The sequence below is a fragment of the Noviherbaspirillum pedocola genome (genome assembly GCF_016632335.1).
Lineage (GTDB): Bacteria > Pseudomonadota > Gammaproteobacteria > Burkholderiales > Burkholderiaceae_D > Noviherbaspirillum_A > Noviherbaspirillum_A pedocola.
In genome coordinates this window covers 157,770-176,800 of record NZ_JAEPBG010000009.1, presented here as the reverse complement: position 1 = coordinate 176,800, position 19,031 = coordinate 157,770, and the positions used below count along the sequence as shown (strand labels likewise).

Below are 19,031 nucleotides of genomic sequence, written 5' to 3'. Positions count from 1 at the left end.
GTCAACCAAACCGTCAACCATGTCCGAGGAAAATATGGCCGCAACAGAAAAACAAACCCTGGGCTTTCAGGCCGAAGTCAAGCAACTGCTGCAATTGATGATCCATTCGCTGTACTCAAACAAGGAAATCTTCCTGCGCGAATTGATCTCGAATGCCTCCGACGCGGCCGATAAGCTGCGCTTCGAAGCGATCAACAATGCCGCGCTGTACGAAAACGACCCCGAGCTGCAAATCCGCATCGCCGTCGACAAGGCCGCGCGCACGATCACCATTTCCGACAACGGCATCGGCATGAGCCGTGATGAAGCCGTCGAGCACCTGGGCACCATTGCCCGCTCCGGCACCAAGGAATTCTTCTCGAAACTCTCCGGCGACCAGCAGAAGGACGCGGCCCTGATCGGCCAGTTCGGCGTGGGCTTTTACTCGGCCTTCATCGTCGCCGACCGCATCACCGTCGAATCGCGCCGCGCCGACCTGCCGGCCGACCAGGGCGTGCGCTGGGAATCCGGCGGCGAAGGCGACTTCAGCGTCGAAACCATCACCAAGCCCACGCGCGGCACCGACATCATCCTGCACCTGCGCGAAGGCGAAGACGAATTCCTGTCTGCGTGGCAGATCAAGTCCGTCATCCGCAAGTACTCCGACCATATCTCGCTGCCTATCCGCATGCAGAAGGAAGAGTGGGACGAGGAAGCCAAGGAGATGAAGACCACGGAAGAACTCGAGACCGTGAACCAGGCCAGCGCGCTGTGGGCGCGCAGCAAGTCCGAGATCACGCCGGAGCAGTACAACGAGTTCTACAAGCATGTGTCGCACGACTTCCAGGACCCGCTGACCTATACCCACAACCGCGTCGAAGGCCGCAGCGAATACACGCAGCTGTTATACATCCCGGCGCATGCGCCCTTCGACCTGTGGGACCGCAACAAGCGCGGCGGTATCAAGCTGTATGTGAAGCGTGTGTTCATCATGGACGATGCCGAGCAGCTGATGCCGGTGTACCTGCGCTTCGTCAAGGGCGTCATCGATTCCAACGATCTGCCGTTGAATGTGTCGCGCGAGATCCTGCAGGAATCGCGCGATGTGAAAGTGATTCGCGAAGGCTCGACCAAGCGCGTGCTTGGCATGCTGGAAGAACTGGCCAACAGCGAGGACGCGGCGCAGAAGGAAAAGTATGCGAGCTTCTGGAAGGAGTTTGGCCAGGTGCTCAAGGAAGGCATGGGCGAGGATGCCGGCAACAAGGAACGCATCGCCAAGCTGCTGCGCTTTGCTTCCACGCAGAACGACAGCGACGAGCAGAACGTGTCCTTCGCCGACTATGTCGCGCGCATGAAGGAAGGCCAGGACAAGATCTACTACGTCGCCGCCGAGACCTTTGACGCCGCGAAGAACAGCCCGCACCTGGAGATCTTCCGCAAGAAGGGCGTAGAAGTGCTGCTGCTTACCGACCGCGTCGATGAATGGATGCTGTCCTTCCTGAACGACTTCGAGGGCAAGGAGCTGGTGTCGGTGGCCAAGGGCGACCTTGACCTCGGCAAGCTCGAGGACGAAGCGGAGAAGAAGCAGCATGAAGAGACCGAGGTCCAGTACAAGGAGCTGGTCGAGAAGATGAAGACCGCGCTGGCCGAAAAGGCCAAGGATGTGCGCGTGACCTTCCGCCTCACCGATTCGCCGGCCTGCCTGGTGGCCGACGAGAACGAGATGTCGGCTAATCTCGTGCGCATGCTGAAGGCCGCGGGCCAGAAGGCGCCGGAAACCAAGCCCATTCTCGAGATCAACCCGGACCATCCGCTGGTGCAGCGGCTGAAGTACGAAGAAGCGCGTTTCAATGACTGGTCCAGCATCCTGTTCGACCAAGCGGCGCTGGCCGAGGGTAGCCAACTTGCGGATCCGGCCGGCTTCGTGAAGAAGCTCAATGAGATGCTGCTGGCGATGGCGACGAAGTAAGGCAACACACTTCCCCTATGCATGCGCTGCCAGCATCTGCGCTGCATTGTTGAAAGGCCGACCTTCGCGTCGGTCTTTTTTCTGCAATAAGAGAACCTCATGGCGACAGGATCAGGTTCGATCGAACACATCAATTGGATCGCTGACTTTACGCGGCTGCTGCTGCAAGCGCTCGGATAGGGCTCTCAGCGTCCCTACCGAACAGCCACATTCATGTCCAGCACACGACCACTTACCAACTTGTGCTCCAAACGCGATTGTGACGCTCGGCGCGTTCACGCGCGGAACATTCCTTCCCCCTTCGACACCTATGCCCGGGTGGCATTCATGGCCTGCGGATCCAGAAAGCCGTCCGCCCGATAATCCCGATCGACATGGAGTCCAACCGTGCAATCAGCAAATTCTGCAAGCAGCGCCGCATCGGCGTTCGCTCACAACGCCAATTACCAGGCCAACCGTCCCGATACACCCATGCTTCAGCCGAATCTGGCGGATTACCTGGCGCGCCTCAATCAATGGGCGGCGGGCGAACAGAATGGTACGCATGCGGCGGGCATCATCAACAACTGGCTGGAACGCAACGACACCGACGCTGTGCTGGATCTTTCCGGGCTGGGACTGCGTACCCTGCCGCCCCTGCCCGATGCCTTGAAGAAGCTGAAGGCCGACAAGAACAAGTTGAGCTTTATCGCGGAGAACCATCTGCCCGTGGGCCTGGAATCGCTGGATGTGCACATGAATCAGCTCACCTCCTTGCCAGACACGCTGCCGATTGCGAACCTGCGGCTACTCAATGCCGCGTACAACCAGATCGACGAGCTCTCGGGTGCAGCCCTGAATCTGCGCCGCGAGTGCAAGGTCTACCTGAAGGGGAATCTGATTGAGGAAAACGTGCTGACCGGGCAGTTCGGGCCGGAACAGAATACGAATGGTCTGCGCCAGTACTCGACCGCATTCCAGGCCCAGCAGCCGCAGGGCGCGCCGGCACAGGCAATACGGAAAAAGATGCTGGCCGATGCGCTGCCTGCAGCTGAAATGCCCAAAGGCTTCAGCATCGAACAGCTTGTAGCCAATCTTCCGGATATCGGCAGTTTCTGCGTGCTCCTTACGCAGGTTCGTGCGACGCCCTGCTATAAGGACCCCGCCTTCCGCCAGACCCTTGCCCAACTCATCGTCCAGATCGCCAGCGACTCGGAACTTGGAGCGAAAGCGTGCGAGTTCAGCCGGCAGCTCGATCAGCTGGACCACTATCAGGTGGCGACCGTGTTCCACAAGATACGTCTGCACGCAACGGACCGGCAAATACTGAGCGGTAAGTACGATGGCAACGCGGCAGAAATCGTTCTCCATCTCAGGCGCAAATTCCGATTTGATCGGCTCATGCACCATACATCGTTTCATCTCGCACCCGAAGTGCGTCAGAAGTCGGCCTACCTGAACCAGGCATCGGGCAGAGTCGCGGCGATAACCAATGAGGTTGGCGACCTCGGCTTCGACATGGCTGACGTGAAATACTGGAACGGCATTGACTATCCGGATAGATATGCAATTGTTTCCATTGACTACTTGGTGAAAAAGAATGAGGAAACGGACTTTGCTTCCTATCTCTGCGAGCATGATTCACTCGCAGCTCAGATCCTCAAGCATGTGGACCCGCAAATTCTCGCCATCATGGATAAGTCCACGGATGCGATGGGCAATCCAGTCGCCTCAGACGCTTTGACTGCGATGCATGAGAGGGATCTGAAAGAATATTTCACCCGTACTGGACAACCGGACTTCACCTTACCGCTCTGGGATTTGAGCAAACAACCGTTTGACCTCAATGTTACGTACGGCAGTGGGACAGTGAAAATTGACATTGCAATGCGAAATGGCGGGTGCGAGATGCAGTAGCCAGCTTTCTGATATGCGGCTGCAATAGACCGCCCCTAGGCGGTCTATTGCATCTGCGTGTTCTGCGCGGTGATAGGAGCTTCACCCCGTAAACAACTTGCTCGCCGACCGCAGCGTATTGAACACGCCCCAAGCCAGCGGCACCAGCACATACAGCCAGAAAATGCCCAGCGCCACCGGGCTGGTCTTCGATTGGTTTTCCATGGTCATTTCTCCTGGTCCTGGATTGTCGATGATGTCAATGCGCCGGCGCATCCGTCGGCGCCTCGCCCGTCATGTAATGCTTGGGATCCACCGGCCGCACCAGCAGATTGCAGATGAAGCCCAGCACCAGCAGCACCGCCATGATGTGCACCGTGGACGCATAGGCCGCCGGGCCGGTCACGCCATGCGCGACCTGGTAAGCGCGGATGTAGTTCACCAGCGCCGGACCGGCGATGCCGGCCATGGCCCATGCGGTGAGCAGGCGGCCGTGGATGCCGCCGACATAGGCGGTGCCGAAGATGTCGGCCAGGTAGGCCGGCACCGTCGAGAAACCGCCGCCGTAGAAGGACAGGATGATGCCGTAGGCCAGCACGAACAGCACCACATTGCCGGCCGAAGCGAAGCCCGGCACCAGCCAGTACAGCACCGCGCCGACGGCGAAGTACAGGTAATAGGTGTTCTTGCGGCCGATGTAATCCGAGGTCGATGCCCACACGAAGCGCCCGCCCATGTTGAACAGCGACAGCAGGCCGACGAAGCCTGCGGCCGCGGCAGCGCTGACCACGCCCTTGAAGGACTCCTGGATCATCACCGAAGCCTGGCCAAGCACGCCGATGCCGGCGGTCACGTTCAAGAACAGCACCAGCCACAGCAGGTAGAACTGCGGCGTCTTCAGCGCTTCGTCGATGTGCACATGGTTTTTGGTGATCATCTTTCCGGTCGTGACCGGCGGCGTCCATCCTGCCGGCTTCCAGCCCGGCGCCGGCACGCGGATCGCCAGCGCGCCTATGCTCATCGAGATGAAGTACAGCACGCCCATCACGACGAAGGTCTCGGCCACGCCAACGCTGGTGTCCGAGGAGAAGTGCTTCATCAGCGCCACTGACATCGGCGCGGCGATCATGGCGCCGCCGCCGAAGCCCATGATGGCCATGCCGGTGGCCATGCCGCGGCGGTCCGGGAACCAGCGGATCAGCGTCGATACCGGCGACACATAACCCAGACCCAGGCCAATGCCGCCGATCACGCCGTAGCCGAGATACAGCAGCCAGATCTGATGCAGCTTCACGCCCAGCGCCGAGATCAGCAGGCCGCCGCCGAAGCAGCAGGCCGCGGTGAACATTGTGCGGCGCGGGCCAACGCGTTCCAGCCATTTGCCGGCGAAGGCTGCGGACAGACCGAGAAAGAAGATGGCAAGCGAAAAGATCCAGCCCAGCGTGGTCAGCGCCCAGTCATCGGGCGCGGACTTGGTGATGCCGATCACCTTTGACAAGGGCGCATTGAACACCGAGAAGGCATAGGCTTGGCCGATGCACAGATGCACGGCGAGCGCGGCGGGCGGCACCATCCATCGATTGAAGCCAGGGCCGGCGATGGTGGCTTCCTTGGAAAAGAAGGGAGCGTTGGCGGGCGCGAGCGCCCCGCCATGGGCGTTCGGAATGGAACTGGACATAATTCGTCTCCTGATTTGGTTGTTATTGCTTTTTGCTGCGGTGAAGCGACTGCAAAACTTGAAGCTTTCTGCTTGCCACGTAGCGTTCTGCTATGAAAAACAAAGCGATGCATGGACTGCTCTCATGGCCGCAACGCAACGCGGCGCTATCCTAGCAGCAAATGCAAATTCATGCCGATTGTCCAAGACAAAAAACGAAAAAAGTTCCAAATTTCATCTTTATGCCATCGCCGCCATCGCCGGCGCAGATACCCATTCATGCGCCCATCGCTGCGCCGACCCGCTCGCGCGACAGCGGCAGATCGCGCAGCCGCAGGTCGACCGCATCGGCCACGGCATTCGCGATCGCGGCTGCGCTCGGTCCCTGCGCTGCTTCGCCGGTGCCAAGAAAAGGCTGGCCGGGCCGATCGATGACGAAGACTTCGATGCTTTCCGGGATCTGCGTGAAGCGCAGGATCGGATAGCCGCCCCAATCAATGCTCTGCACGCTTTCGCGGCTAAAGCGCACCGCTTCACACAGCGTCCAGCTGCACGACTGGATGATGCCGCCCTCGATCTGGTTGCGTATGCCGTCCGGATTCACCGCTTCGCCCGAATCCACCGCGGCCACGGCGCGCAGCAGCCGCACCAGGCCGGTGGCGCGCTGCACTTCGACTTCGACCGCAATCGCGGCATAGGCGCCGAGGTTCTTGTAGCGCGCAAAGGCGAAGCCGCGGCCGCGCCCTTCGCGCCGCCGGAAATTCTCCCAACCGAAACGGCGCGCGGCCTCGCGCATGACGTCGATGGCGCGCGCATCCTGCATGTGGCGCAAGCGAAACCGCACCGGATCGACATAGGCCGCGCGCGCAAGCTCGTCCATGAAGCTTTCGATGGCAAACACATTGCAGTAGGCGCCGAGCGAGCGCAGCGCCGAAACCCGCAGCGGCATCTCGGGCAGGAAGTGATGGGTCACGCGGGCATTGGGCAACGCGTATAGCGGTATCGCATTGCGGTCGCCACCGCCTTCGGGCTGCGGCAGCGGCTCGGGCGGCGGTGGCGTGAACGGCTGCGCCAGCAGGGTCGCGGCCAGCAGATTGCCGGCGCGTCCCGGGCGCGTCGAATGGGTATTGCTCCAGACTTCGTACTCCCAGGAGGCGATGGCGCCATCCGCGCCCAGCGCGGCGGATACCCGGGCCACCATCGCTGGCCCATAAGGCTCCCATGCATGCTCATCCTCGCGCATCCATTGCAGCCGTACCGGCCGCTCCGGAAACGCGCGCGCCAGCAGCACCGCATCGGCGGCGACATCATCGGCGCCGTTGTGACCATAGCAGCCCGACCCTTCGACATGGATGCAGCGCACCCTGTCCTCTTCCACGCCCAGCATCTCGGCCAGCGCGCCGCGCAGCGGATACACGCCCTGGGTATGGCTCCAGACGCAATAGGAATCGCCGGTACGCTGCGCGATCGCGCAGGACGGACCAATCGACGCATGCATGCCATACGGCTTGCGATAGGTGGCCGTGATGCCGCGCCGAGTCGTGCCGATGTTGCCGCGATCGAGAATGCGGCTGTCCACAGACGGCAGCGCGAGCAGCGTGTCATACAGCCGCGCCTCATCCGGCAGCGCTGCGCCCTGCCGCCAGCGCGCGGCCTTCGCCAATCGCTGCGCCGCGATGATGGCGGTGTACTCGCGCTGCGCGATGACGCCGACGAAGCTGCCATCTACAACAACCTTCAGCACGCCGGGCATGGCGGCAACTGCCGTGGTATCGAGCGCTTCCAGCGTCGCGCCCGGCGCGCCTGGTCGTACCACCCGCGCATGCACCATGCCTTGCGGGCGCATGTCCTGGACATAGGCGGCGCCACCGCTGAGCTTGGCCGGGATGTCCACGCGGGGAAAGGACTGCCCTATCGAGCGTCGCTTCTGCGGCGCCAGCAGCGGCGACGTCGGCTGCGCTTCGACATGCAGATTCTGCCCCTGCACCAGTTCGCCATACGACAGCTTGCGGCCATCCCTGGCGCTGACCACGCCATCCGCAATGGCAAGACTGTCGACCGGCGCGCCAAGCCGGGCCGCCGCGCGCTGCGCCAGCAGCAGGCGCACCTGGGCCGCGGCATGGCGGATCGCGGTGCCGCTGTCCTGCATCGAGTGGCTGCCGGCGGTGTATTGCTCGTTCGGAGTACGCGCGGTGTCGGCGGTGACGAGCGCAATGCGCTGCGGCGGCACCATCAGCTCATCGGCGGCAAGCTGGATCAGTGCGGTCTTGATGCCCTGCCCGAGTTCGGCCTTGCCGGTAAAGACCGTGATGCGGTTGTCGGCATCGATGCGTATCCAACTGTCCAGGTGCGGCGTCTTCTTCAGGCTGCCCGGCCGCGCTGCGCCGCCTCCGCGCGCCGGCCCTGTCCCGAGCGCGAAGGCCATCACCAGCGCGCCGCCGGCGGCCAGCATGCGGCGCCGGCCCGGGCTTGGCGGCATGTGGCGGGCCTCGCTCATGCATGGCCTCCGGGCTTGCCGCCCTTCATGTCGCGCGCCGCTCGCCGCACGGCACGAAGGATGCGCATGTGCGTGCCGCAGCGGCACAGGTTCACCGCCATGTGCTGCCGTATCGTGGCTTCATCCGGCGAAGGGTTCGATGCCAGCAACGCCTGCGCACGCATGATCATGCCGGCGATGCAGTAGCCGCACTGCGCGGCCTGTTCTTCGAGGAAGGCGCGCTGCACCGGACCCGGATGCTCGGCGCTGCCAAGGCCCTCGACGGTGGTAACCGGCCTGTCGCCGATCTGCCCGACCGGAAGCAGGCAGGAGAATGCTGCTTCCGTGCCGACCATGACAGTGCAGGCGCCGCACTGGCCGAGACCGCAACCGAACTTGGCGCCGTTGAGCGCAAGGTCGTCGCGCAGCACGTAGAGCAACGGCGTGTCGGGAGCGACATCGATGTCGTGTTCGCGGCCATTGGCCCGTAGCTTCATTTTGCTCATGGCGACGAAGTCTTCTTTATGGCGTCGGCCAGATCCGGCCAGGGCGCGGCGTCGGCGGCGTTGTGCCGCAGGAAGGCGGCCAGTGCGGTCAGCTGCGCATTGGTGAGGGTGCTGCCGAAGGCCGGCATCCAGCGTCCGGGCGTGTTGTCCGGTGGATGGATGCCGTCGCGGATGATGTGGATCAGGTTGCGCGCATCGGGCAGATAGTTGGCAATGGCCAGCGGCATCTGCAGCGCGCCGGCCGAACCGGGTTCGCGTCCGGCATCGTGGCAGCGGGCGCAGGTCTGCGCATAGACTTGCCGGCCCGCTTCCCATTGCGCGTCGCTGCCTGCGACACTTGCCAGCGGCTGCTGCGCGCGGCGCTCGCTGGCTGCGGCCGGCGGCTTGGCTTCGGACTGCATCGCATGGATGTACACCGCGAGCGCATGGATATCGTCGTCGCCGGCGGCGGCCAGATTCTGTACGACGAGCTGCATCGGCCCGCCCGCGATCGCATGGTTCGGCGCCATGCCGGTTCGCAGGTAGGCGGCGAGCTGCTCCTCGCTCCAGGGCTGCGGCGACGGCGATGCCGCATTCAGCGCCGTCGCATGCCAGCCATCGGCTTCACCGCCCTCGAGGTAATGCCGGCGCTCTTCCGCGCCGAGTCGGTTGCGCGGCGTGTGGCAGGCGCCGCAATGTCCGAGCGCATCGGCCAGATAGGCGCCGCGCTGATAGGCCGCGTCCTGCGACGCGTTCACCGACGGCGGCGTGCGTTCGAGGAACAACAGCTTCCAGCCGGCCAGCAGCGGCCGGAATCCGAGCGGGAAGATGAGCCGGTTCGCCGGCGCGCGCGCCGACACCGCATCGCGCGTCATCAGCCAGGCATAGAGCGCATGAATGTCGGCGTCGGTCAGCCTGGTGAAGTGCTCATAGGGAAAGGCCGGATACAGATGGCTGCCATCACGCGCGACGCCTTCGCGCATCGCGCGGGCGAAGGCGGCTTCGGTCCAGGCGCCGATGCCGGTGGCAGTGTCCGGCGTGATGTTGGTGCTGTAGATGATGCCGAAGGACGTGTGCATGGCTACGCCGCCGGCCAGGGGCGCTGCGCTCGAATGACAACCGGCGCAATCGCCGATGGCGGCAAGACGCGCGCCGCGCGCAACCAGTTCGGGTGTGAACGAGGACTTCGCCGGCGCGGCCGCAGGATCGATCGCGGCACGCCGGCTCACTACCAGCAGCGCGGCGCATGCCAGCACGAACAACAGCAGCAGGCTTCCCCAGCGCAGAGCGCCGGTGCTTCTTGCCTTGTCCATGATCGATCCCGATATCGAGGTCTGCTCACTTTCTGCCCACTTGCCCGCGGCAAGCTTGGCATGCAGTGACACTAGCAGTAGAACGGGATGCGTGACTTGTGCTGAATCGCCCGCGATGCGAACCGGACGATCCGGCACGCATTTTCCTTGCGCGAAAACAAGATGCGCCCTAGCAAAGATGCAGGCGTAGCGATTCGCAGATGGTCTTCGAAAACCCCAGCCAGTCGATGGGCTTGACGAGGTAGGCGCTGATGCCCAGGCGCCTGGCGGCGCGACGGTCTTCTTCGAGGTTGGAAGCCGACAGCATGATCACCGGGATGTCGGCCAGCGCCGGGGTGGCGCGCATCCGGCGCAGCAGCTCGAGCCCGTCTAGCCGCGGCAGCTTGATGTCGAGCAGCACCAGGTCGGGCTTTTGCGGCGGGCGGTCCTGGTGTTTCCCGGTGCACTCAAGATAGTCGAGCGCTTCGACGCCGTCGCGCGCAACGACAATCCGGTGCGGCAGACTGCAGCGCTCGATGGCAATCAGCGCGAGATCGGCATCGAGCGGATGGTCTTCGACAAGGAGGATGACGGGCGGCATGGGCCGATTCTAGCCGCGCCGCTCGCAACGCTTCATGCGCGCGATCATGTCGCGCGATGTCATGCGAACAGGGCTGTGAGCCTAGGCGCGCAGCGCCGCCAGCAACTGCGCGCCCGCCATCGCCTGCCCCTTGCCCGCTTCCGCTTCGTGCACCAGCGCGACGATGCGCCGGTTCGCCGGCGCGTCCAGCCCGGCGCGCTGCGCCAGCCGCGCCACCGCGCCGTTGAGGTAATCGACCTCGGTGCGCCGGCCGGCCTGCAGGTCTTCCCACATCGAGGAGCGGGCTTCGGGATCGATCTTCAGCGAGGCCGAAGCAATGCGGCGATAGATCCAGTCCGGCAGCCGCAGCATCGTCGGCAGCCTTCGCGGCGCCACGCCGCCGATCTGCGCCGGCGCGATGCCGGATGCCGCAAGCGCGCGCAGGGCTTCCTCCATCAGCAACGCCAGGCAGCGCCGGTAATCGCGTTGCGACAGCTCGGCCTTCAGCGGCAGGCCGGACAAGGCATTGACCGCATTGTTCAGGTTCAGCAGCAGCTTGCCCCATTGCACCGCGGCGAAATCGCTGCGCTCGGACAAAGGCAATCCGGCCGCGGCAAACGCAGGCAGCCAGGTCGCCAGCGCTGGCGAGGCTTCCGCCATCAGCTGCCCTTCGGTGCCGCGATGAAAGCGACCGTCGGCGGTTTGCACCACGTTGAAGGGCACCATGCCGCCCAACACCGTCATGCCGGGCAAGGCTGCGCGCAGCGTGTCGGCATTACCGATGCCGTTCTGCAGGCTCAGCACCAGCGCGTCGCGCCTGGCATGCGCGGCCAGGGCCTGCGCCGCTGCGGCAGTGTCGGCGCTCTTCACGGTGACCAGGATCAGGCCGGCATCGGCCAGCGCAGCCGGATCGGCACTGCAATGAATGCGCGCGGCGTCGATATGCTCGCGCCGGCCTTCGAGGTCGCTGATGGCGATGCCTTCGCGGACGTAGCGTTCGCAGCTGCGGGGACGGGCGATCAGGACCACGTCGGCGCCGCCGGCGATCAGGGCCGCGCCGACGTAGGCGCCGATGGAGCCGGCGCCGAAGATGGCGATGGAATGATTCATGACTGAGGACCGCCTGAAACATGGCGATAGCGAGCCGCTTTGCTCGGCAGGAAAGGCATGCGTGTGTCTCCTCGTTATGTTTGTTCTGGAAATGCAAGTCCGCAGTATAGCTATCCGGAGTGCAGGCAAGCGGCACACGTGGCACGGAATGCCCTGAAGTCCGGCATGAAGACGAGCTGCCATCAACGGGCAAGCACGCGGCCCATCAAAGCGCCAATCCCGGGCAGCCGCTATCATGTCGGACTTTTGCCTCACGCCCTCCTCGCCTCAATGAAACCCCAAGTCTCATCCACGCCGCTGCGCGATGCCCATGCCGCGCCGGCCTGGCTGCCGCGGCTGTTCGCCGTCGCCTGCGGCCTGATCGTCGCCAATCTCTACTATGCGCAGCCGCTGGTCGGACCGATCGCCGCCGCGCTCGGCATGAGCCAGGACGCCGCCGGACTGATCGTCACGCTGACGCAGATCGGCTATGGCTTGGGCCTGTTGCTGCTGGTGCCGCTTGGCGACATCCTGGAAAACCGCAAGCTGGTGCTTACTCTCCTTGTCCTGTCGGCGCTGGCGCTGGTCGGCGCGGCTGTCGTGCGGGTGGCGCCGCTGTTCCTGCTGGCGGCCGCGGCCATCGGCATCACGTCGGTGACGGTGCAGATCCTGGTGCCGTGGTCGGCGCACCTGGCCACCGAAGCCAATCGCGGCCGCGTGGTCGGCAGCGTCACTAGCGGCCTTCTGCTCGGCATCATGCTGGCGCGGCCGGCCTCGAGTTTTGTAGCAGCGGTTCTGGGCTGGCATGCGGTGTTCTGGCTGTCGGCGCTACTGATGGCGGCGCTGGCGCTGTTTCTGCTCGCGGTGCTGCCATCGCGGCAGCCGCATGCGGACCTGCCCTATCTGAGCCTGATCGCGTCGATGCTGCGCTTCATGCGCCGTGAGCCGGTGCTGCGTCGGCGCGCGGCTTACCAGGCTTGTTTGTTCGGCGCTTTCAGCCTGTTCTGGACCACCGCGCCGCTGTTCCTCGCCGGTCCGGCCTATCACCTCGGCCAGCGCGGCATCGGCCTGTTCGCGCTGGCGGGCGTGGCCGGCGCGATCGCCGCGCCAATCTCGGGCCGACTGGCCGACCGCGGCCATGGCCGCGCGGTGTCGGTCACGGGCATGCTGCTGGTCGCTGTCGGCTTCATCGTCAGCCGCTACGCCGACAGCGGCTCGATGCTGGCGCTGGCGGTGCTGACCGCAGCGGCGATCGTGATCGATTACGGCGTATCGGCCAACCTCGTCACCGGCCAGCGCGCCATCTTCGCGCTTGGCGCGCAATACCGCAGCCGCCTGAATGGCATGTTCATGGCGACCTTTTTCGTCGGCGGCGCGATTTGCTCGGCGCTGGGTGCCTGGACCTACGCCCACGGCGGCTGGGCGCTGGCCTGCTGGACCGGCGCCGCCCTGCCCTTGCTGTCGCTGGCGTATTTCGCCACCGGATTGCGCGCGAAATGAAGACAGCCAAGGCGCCGCTGTTGACCGGTTTTCCGCCGGTGCTGGATGCGCATACCCGCATCCTGGTGCTGGGCAGCTTTCCGGGCGAAGCGTCGCTGGCGGCCAGCCAGTATTACGCCCATCCGCGCAATAACTTCTGGCGGCTGCTGGGCGCGGTGCTGAACGAGCCGCTGGCCAAGCTGCCTTATGAAGAGCGTTTGACGCGGCTGCTCGCGCACCGCATCGGTCTGTGGGATGTGCTGGACGCCTGCTACCGCGAGGGCAGCCTCGACAGCGCAATCCGTAATCCACGCCCGAACGACTTCTCACCGCTGAAGGCGCGCTGCCCGGCGCTTGCCAAGGTGTGCTTCAACGGCAAGGCTTCAGGCAAGTTCGAACCGCAGTTCGCTGCCGCCGGCTTCGGCACGCTAGTGCTGCCTTCATCCTCGCCGGCGAATGCGTCGCTGTCGTTTGAACAAAAGCTCGCCATCTGGCGCGGCATTCCTGACCTCCCTGACTGAGGCCGCCCGGCATTTTGCTTGCGCTGCGGCATGGCGCGAACGGATAATCCCGCATGCTCATCAAACGCAAATCCATCGAAAAGGAAGAATCGCTGCGCCCTGCCCGTCCCGGTCCCGCCAGCGCCCGCCCTTCCAGAAAACCCAAGTTCGCTCCCGTCACCCTGTCCGAAGAAGACGGCGTGCGCTTCCTGCATTTCGGCACCGAGTGGGTCCAGGGCGCCATGCGCCTCAGAAAGCCCGACTGGATCGAGCTCGAATACGCGCAGCAGATGATGGCCTGGATGCTGTTCATCGACGAGCCGGAGCACATCGTGCAGCTCGGCCTGGGCACCGGCGCGCTGACCAAGTTCAGCTACCGCCAGTTTCCGCGCGCGAACGTGACCGCGGTCGAACTCAATCCTTCGGTGATCGCCATCTGCGAAACCATGTTCAAGCTGCCGCCGCCGGACGAGCGGCTGCAGGTGCTGGAAATGGATGCCGGCGCATTCGTCGCCGACCGTGCCTGGCATGGCCGCGTCAATGCGCTGCAGATCGACTTGTATGACGCCACCGCGCGCGGCCCGGTGCTCGACAGCGCCGAGTTCTATGCCGATTGCTGCGCCTGCCTGGCTCCCGGCGGCATCGCCACGGTGAACCTGTTCGGCGACCATCCGAGCTATGCAAAGAACCTGAAGGCGATGCGTTACGCCTTTGCCGATGTGATTCCCTTGCCCGAGGTCCATGAAGGCAATGTGGTCGCGCTGGCCTTCCGCGACAAGCCCACGCTTGACTGGGGCGCGCTGTACGAGCGCGCCGCCGCGATCCGCGCCGCGACCAGGATGCCGGCCCGTTCCTGGGTCAATGGCATGCGCGCTTCCCGCCCCGCATGAGGCCGCGTTGAAAGAGGAAGGCGGCGTCATCGACCTGCACCGGCTGTTCACCTGGCTGGTCGCCGACCGCATCGTGCCGCAGGCCGACGCGCGCGGCCTGTATCTGCAGGCGCAGGCCTTGATGAAAGGCAGCGCGCCGGCGATGCATCCGCTGGTGGCCGTCGCGCAGGTAAAGCTGCATGCGCCGCAACCGCCGCACAAGCTGCTGACGCTGGATGCACTGACCGAGTGGCTGGCCGGCAAATGCAAGCTGCCCTTCTACCGCATCGACCCGCTGAAGATCGATTTCACCCGCGTAGCCGATGTAATGTCGGCCAGCTATGCCGGCCGCTTTCATATCCTGCCGGTCGAGATCAGCGCCACTGAACTGACGGTCGCCACGGCCGATCCGTTGCAGACCGAATGGCTGCCCGAGATCGCGCGGCTGTCGCGGCGCACGGTGCGGCTGGTGGTAGCCAACCCGCTGGACATCGCGCAATACACCGCCCAGTTCTTCGCGCTGGCCAAGTCGATCAAGGGTGCCAGCCGCCAGGGCGGGCAAGACATCGCGCTGCGCAACAACTTCGAGCAATTGGTCGAGCTGGGCAAATCGAACCGCCAGCTCGATGCGAACGATCAGCACATCATCAACATCGTCGATTGGCTGTGGCAGTACGCCTTCGAGCAGCGCGCCTCGGACATCCACCTCGAACCGAAGCGCGAAGCCGGCCTGGTGCGCTTTCGCATCGATGGCGTGCTGCACCAGGTCTACCAGGTGCCGCCGCAGGTATTGATCGCCATGACCGCGCGCATCAAGCTGCTCGGCCGCATGGACGTGGTGGAAAAACGCCGTCCCCAGGATGGCCGCATCAAGACCCGCACCAATGGCGGCCAGGAAATCGAGCTGCGCCTGTCGACCTTGCCAACCGCCTTCGGCGAGAAGCTGGTCATGCGCATCTTCGATCCCGAAGTCGTGGTGCGCACCCTGCCCGAGCTCGGCTTTCCGCCGGCCGACGCCGAGCGCTGGCATGCGCTCACAGCCCGGCCACACGGCATCCTGCTCGTCACCGGCCCGACCGGCTCGGGCAAGACCAGCACGCTCTACACCAGCCTGAAGGCGCTGGCCACGCCGGAGGTGAACGTCTGCACAGTGGAAGACCCGATCGAGATGGTCGAACCGGCGTTCAACCAGATGCAGGTGCAGCACGGCATCGAACTGTCCTTTGCCGACGGCGTACGCGCGCTGATGCGCCAGGACCCGGACATCATCATGATCGGCGAGATCCGCGACCTGGAAACCGCCGAGATGGCGATACAGGCAGCGCTGACCGGGCACCTGGTGCTGTCGACGCTGCATACCAACGATGCGCCGTCGGCGGTGATGCGCCTCCTGGAGCTGGGCGTGCCGCATTACCTGCTCGAAGCGACACTGGCCGGCGTGCTGGCGCAGCGCCTGGTGCGGGTGCTGTGCCCGCATTGCAAGGCGGATGACGGTGAACTGGTCGACGACATCTGGGCCAATCTCGCCGGCAGCTGGAAGATCGAAAAACCGGCCAGACTGTGGCGCCCGGTCGGCTGCCCCGAATGTCGACAGACCGGCTACCGCGGCCGCACTGGATTGTATGAACTGCTGGCGGTTACGCCGGCGTTTTCGCAGCTTATCCGCGCCGAGACTGACAGCCATGCGTTGTTCAAGCAAGGCATGGCCGATGGCATGACGCCGCTGCGCGTGGCCGGCGCGCGCCGCATCGTGGAGGGTGTGACCACGGCGGATGAGGTGCTGAAGGTGACGGCGGGGTTGGAGTCGTATTCGTCACGGCGGTGACTTGAATCGGTCGCCCGGGCCTGATTTCACTGGCCCGGGCCAGGTACCGGATGCCTGCCGCCCTGAGTCTTTCACCGCCCGGCGCGCACAGCTCTACTTCGACTTGTCTGGCTGCATCGCCAGGCGAAACTCCTTGTCGATGAAAAGCTGATGCAGGAGTTGCTTGTACAGACTCATGTACTGAGTGATCGCCGTAGGGATGGCTTCTGCACCGAGGTATACCGACGGCCATTCCGCCTTCTCGATATATTCCTTTTCGAAAACCGTAGTGCCGCGGCGCGTAATCTGGAACTTGGCGCCGAGTTCGCCGCGGCCGGTCCCGATGGGAACGGCAAGCTCACTGCGGGTTAGTTGTCCACTGATGACCGTAGCGGCGTGCTCATCGAATTTGCCGGCGGCCTCCAACTCCTTTTTCAACGCATCACCGAGCGCCCAGGAGAAGGATTTGCCGGCTGGCGGCACGACGCTCACGCTACGCGCAGTTACCGATTGGTCGACCTCGGCAGGCTTGCCGGGAGCGAGCGAAAAATCGCCGACCGCCGCCTTGGCGATGTCATCCGCGCGCAAGGCCTCCAGATTGGTCATGGCCGGCTGGTAATTGAGCGGCACCGAGCCGCAACCGCAAAGCAGCGCGGCCAGCATGAAGGACAGAACAAGCGATCGCATCACGACCTCCTCAACCCTTGAACGCCGCATCGGAAGCTACGGCATCGAGGAGATTGGATACTGCTTGCCGGACCATCATTTCCACGGCATCACGGGCCGATGCCGCCGGGATCGACTTTTCCGGCGCTCCCTTGGCGCCGACTGTCGTATGGATCGCATGACGCACCGTCTTCGTAATCTTGGGCGCTTTTGCCGACGGTAGATATTCAACGGTGCACAGATAACCATCCGTGACCTGGTTGCCGACCACGCCAAATGTCAGACCCGTGACAAAGCCTTTGGCAGCGGCATCATCCGTCAACGGAACGTTGTTGATGATTATGCTCAGCACCGCGCCATCGGTGACCGGTGCAGTACTAATTTCAGAAAACAACCCGGTGCGTTTCACCGCTTCCAGCGCAATGGCCCGGGTCTGCTCGGCCGCCACCGAATTGACTGCACCCTTGGTCTGGAATTCGTAGAGAAGCTGGACCGGGTGCGGGCGGGCTGCCACCTTGAATTTATCGGACGGGACTTCCGGCAAGCCGCCATCGACATACAGCGTGCCGCAGCCGGCGATGAGCAGCATGAACAACGAGACCGCGAATAGATAGGACAACTTCTTCAAGCGCGAAAAGACCTGTGCCTGCATGAATGGCTCCCTGGTATGCAACGTATGAAATTGGCGGCGAAACGCCGCGGGGAAAAGCCGCTGCATGGCAGGAAGCAGACACGGCCGAACGAGAGCACGAACTCTATCGACGTCACTGCCCGGACCACAGATTTGTTAATGCGCGTATATACGTGAGTCGCGCGTGCGCAATCCATGCGCGTGAATACCGTCGAAACAGGAAGGGCGAAATGGCGATGCAGCGGTCACGGGATCAGCGGTGCAGGGTTACGGGCATCACATGATTTGTGGCGATCCCCGGCCTCTTGCCGATCTGGACGGGATGAAAGCGCAAGGCGGCTCAGGCTGATCAGGATCATGAACGCGATCAGCACGTGCCGCATCAATGACTGGAAAAAAACTGGATGGAGTGCCCAACCCGAACGCCTACCGGACATGCGTAGGGTTCAGGTCTACATTGGTTTCGTTGGGCGGCGTTGCAGTGCTGCGCACCTTCGCACGACAACATGCCGACATTCCGGCCGGCAGCGGGTATCAAGAGATGGAAAAGGGAACGGTAGAACCGCAACGGCAGGCTGGCCACGCCGGCCTGCCTACGCTCACCACCCCACCCTGCGCTGCGGCCGCTTCTTCGCCTGCCACAGCGCAAACAGCGCCAGCCCGGCGCCGATGGTCGCCAGCGCGGTCGTCTTCGGATACAGCGTCGCGGTGGTGTAAGGCGCCGTCTCGAACACCATGCCCTTGACGCCCTGGCGCTCGCGGCCGTCGTCGCTGTGCGTGTGCAGGTTGTTGTTGGCACGGTCGCGCACCGGCAGATCGCTGCGCTGCTGCTTGAACATCAGCCGCTTCATCAAGGCATCCACCACCGCCGGCGCATGATGCGAGGTCGACGACGCGAGCTTGGACGCCGCGCCGACATAGATATCACGATGCGGCGATTCGGCCGCGGCCAGGATTGCGTCGGCAACGATGTCCGGCGCATAGATCGGCGGCGGCAGCTTCGGTTCGACATCCATGTAGTTCTTCGCATGCTCGACGAACATGGTGTCGATCGCGGCCGGCTTGATCAGCGTGACCGACACTGGCGCATTCTCTTCCATCAGTTCGATGCGCAGCGAATCGGTGAAGCCCTTGACCGCGTGCTTCGACGCCGAATACATGCCCTGCAGCGGCACTGCGGTATCCGACAGTTCGCTGCCGAGATTGATCAGCGCGCCGCCGTGCTGCTTCAGATGCTCGATCGCCGCCAGCGAGCCGTGCACCACGCCCCAGAAATTGGTTTCGAACAGCTGGCGCTGGTCTTCGCGCGAGACTTCCTCGTTGCGGCCGAAGATGGAGACGCCGGCATTGTTGATCCAGGTGTCGAAGCCGCCAAAGCGGTCGATGGCGGCCTTGGCAATCGCGCGCACCTCGTCCTCCTTGCCGACGTCGGCAACGACATGGATGGCTTCGGCGCCAAGCGCGTTCAGGTCGCCGATGATGGTTTCCAGCGCCTCGGCATTGCGTGCGGCCAGCACGAGGCGCGCGCCGCGCTCGGCCGCCTTGCGTGCGGTGGTTAAGCCGATGCCGCTGGAGGCGCCGGTAATGACGATCACCTGGTCCGACAGCTTCTTCAATTTGATTTTCATGCGCTGATCCTTTCGGGGGTGGAGGATGGACGCCGGCGGAATGGCGGGCCGC

General features: G+C 63.9%; 16 protein-coding genes. 6 read left to right on the top strand and 10 right to left on the bottom strand.

Annotated features, from left to right (window positions below):
• Positions 1 to 34 precede the first annotated feature (34 nt).
• Both htpG and JJB74_RS20115 read left to right on the top strand, forming a co-directional pair.
• Entirely contained in the window at positions 35 to 1,948 is a 1,914-nt protein-coding gene (gene htpG, locus JJB74_RS20120) for a molecular chaperone HtpG (RefSeq protein WP_200594839.1), read from the top strand.
• A gap of 387 nt (positions 1,949 to 2,335) precedes the next feature.
• Positions 2,336 to 3,844 (top strand): NEL-type E3 ubiquitin ligase domain-containing protein, encoded by a 1,509-nt coding sequence (locus JJB74_RS20115; protein ID WP_200594837.1) that lies wholly within the window; start codon positions 2,336 to 2,338, stop codon positions 3,842 to 3,844.
• A gap of 81 nt (positions 3,845 to 3,925) precedes the next feature.
• Here the strand turns inward: JJB74_RS20115 and JJB74_RS20110 are convergent, their stop codons facing one another.
• From JJB74_RS20110 to JJB74_RS20080, 7 genes are all read right to left on the bottom strand, one after another.
• Positions 3,926 to 4,048: an MFS transporter small subunit gene (locus tag JJB74_RS20110; protein ID WP_200594835.1), complete on the bottom strand. Its 123-nt coding sequence runs from the start codon at positions 4,046 to 4,048 to the stop codon at positions 3,926 to 3,928.
• 34 nt (positions 4,049 to 4,082) lie between these two features.
• Entirely contained in the window at positions 4,083 to 5,501 is a 1,419-nt protein-coding gene (locus JJB74_RS20105) for an L-lactate MFS transporter (protein ID WP_200594834.1), read from the bottom strand.
• A 256-nt stretch (positions 5,502 to 5,757) separates the two neighbouring features.
• Positions 5,758 to 7,977, bottom strand: coding sequence for a xanthine dehydrogenase family protein molybdopterin-binding subunit (locus JJB74_RS20100; protein ID WP_234484395.1), 2,220 nt, complete (start codon positions 7,975 to 7,977; stop codon positions 5,758 to 5,760).
• The gene (locus tag JJB74_RS20095) at positions 7,974 to 8,462 is read right to left on the bottom strand and encodes a (2Fe-2S)-binding protein (RefSeq protein WP_200594832.1); all 489 of its coding nucleotides are present in this window, start codon (positions 8,460 to 8,462) and stop codon (positions 7,974 to 7,976) included. The genes JJB74_RS20100 and JJB74_RS20095 overlap by 4 nt, the downstream gene beginning before the upstream one ends.
• The gene (locus JJB74_RS20090) at positions 8,459 to 9,754 is read right to left on the bottom strand and encodes a cytochrome c (protein WP_200594830.1); all 1,296 of its coding nucleotides are present in this window, start codon (positions 9,752 to 9,754) and stop codon (positions 8,459 to 8,461) included. Before JJB74_RS20090 ends, JJB74_RS20095 begins: the two co-directional genes overlap by 4 nt.
• Positions 9,755 to 9,923: 169 nt before the next feature.
• The gene (locus JJB74_RS20085; protein ID WP_200594828.1) at positions 9,924 to 10,334 is read right to left on the bottom strand and encodes a response regulator; all 411 of its coding nucleotides are present in this window, start codon (positions 10,332 to 10,334) and stop codon (positions 9,924 to 9,926) included.
• 81 nt (positions 10,335 to 10,415) lie between these two features.
• Positions 10,416 to 11,423, bottom strand: a complete 1,008-nt coding sequence (locus JJB74_RS20080; protein ID WP_200594826.1) for a 2-dehydropantoate 2-reductase — start codon at positions 11,421 to 11,423, stop codon at positions 10,416 to 10,418.
• 270 nt (positions 11,424 to 11,693) lie between these two features.
• Here JJB74_RS20080 and JJB74_RS20075 point away from each other — a divergent pair, with 270 nt between their 5' ends.
• Genes JJB74_RS20075 through JJB74_RS20060 form a run of 4 tightly spaced genes read left to right on the top strand, consistent with a single transcriptional unit; the run spans position 11,694 to position 16,075 of the window.
• Positions 11,694 to 12,902: an MFS transporter gene (locus JJB74_RS20075; protein WP_200594824.1), complete on the top strand. Its 1,209-nt coding sequence runs from the start codon at positions 11,694 to 11,696 to the stop codon at positions 12,900 to 12,902.
• Between the two features lie 17 nt (positions 12,903 to 12,919).
• The gene (locus JJB74_RS20070) at positions 12,920 to 13,402 is read left to right on the top strand and encodes a DNA-deoxyinosine glycosylase (RefSeq protein WP_200595012.1); all 483 of its coding nucleotides are present in this window, start codon (positions 12,920 to 12,922) and stop codon (positions 13,400 to 13,402) included.
• Between the two features lie 53 nt (positions 13,403 to 13,455).
• A complete protein-coding gene (locus tag JJB74_RS20065; RefSeq protein ID WP_200594822.1) occupies positions 13,456 to 14,271 on the top strand; it encodes a class I SAM-dependent methyltransferase in 816 nt (271 codons plus the stop codon).
• A complete protein-coding gene (locus JJB74_RS20060; protein ID WP_200594820.1) occupies positions 14,243 to 16,075 on the top strand; it encodes a GspE/PulE family protein in 1,833 nt (610 codons plus the stop codon). Before JJB74_RS20065 ends, JJB74_RS20060 begins: the two co-directional genes overlap by 29 nt.
• Positions 16,076 to 16,168: 93 nt before the next feature.
• On the opposite strand, the gene JJB74_RS20055 is transcribed toward JJB74_RS20060, so the two are convergent.
• From JJB74_RS20055 to JJB74_RS20045, 3 genes are all read right to left on the bottom strand, one after another.
• Entirely contained in the window at positions 16,169 to 16,717 is a 549-nt protein-coding gene (locus tag JJB74_RS20055) for a hypothetical protein (protein ID WP_200594818.1), read from the bottom strand.
• 34 nt (positions 16,718 to 16,751) lie between these two features.
• On the bottom strand, positions 16,752 to 17,372 hold the full coding sequence (locus tag JJB74_RS20050) for a hypothetical protein (RefSeq protein ID WP_234484382.1): 621 nt from the start codon (positions 17,370 to 17,372) through the stop codon (positions 16,752 to 16,754).
• A gap of 578 nt (positions 17,373 to 17,950) precedes the next feature.
• Positions 17,951 to 18,979, bottom strand: a complete 1,029-nt coding sequence (locus JJB74_RS20045; RefSeq protein ID WP_200594816.1) for an SDR family oxidoreductase — start codon at positions 18,977 to 18,979, stop codon at positions 17,951 to 17,953.
• Between the last annotated feature and the right edge of the window lie 52 nt (positions 18,980 to 19,031).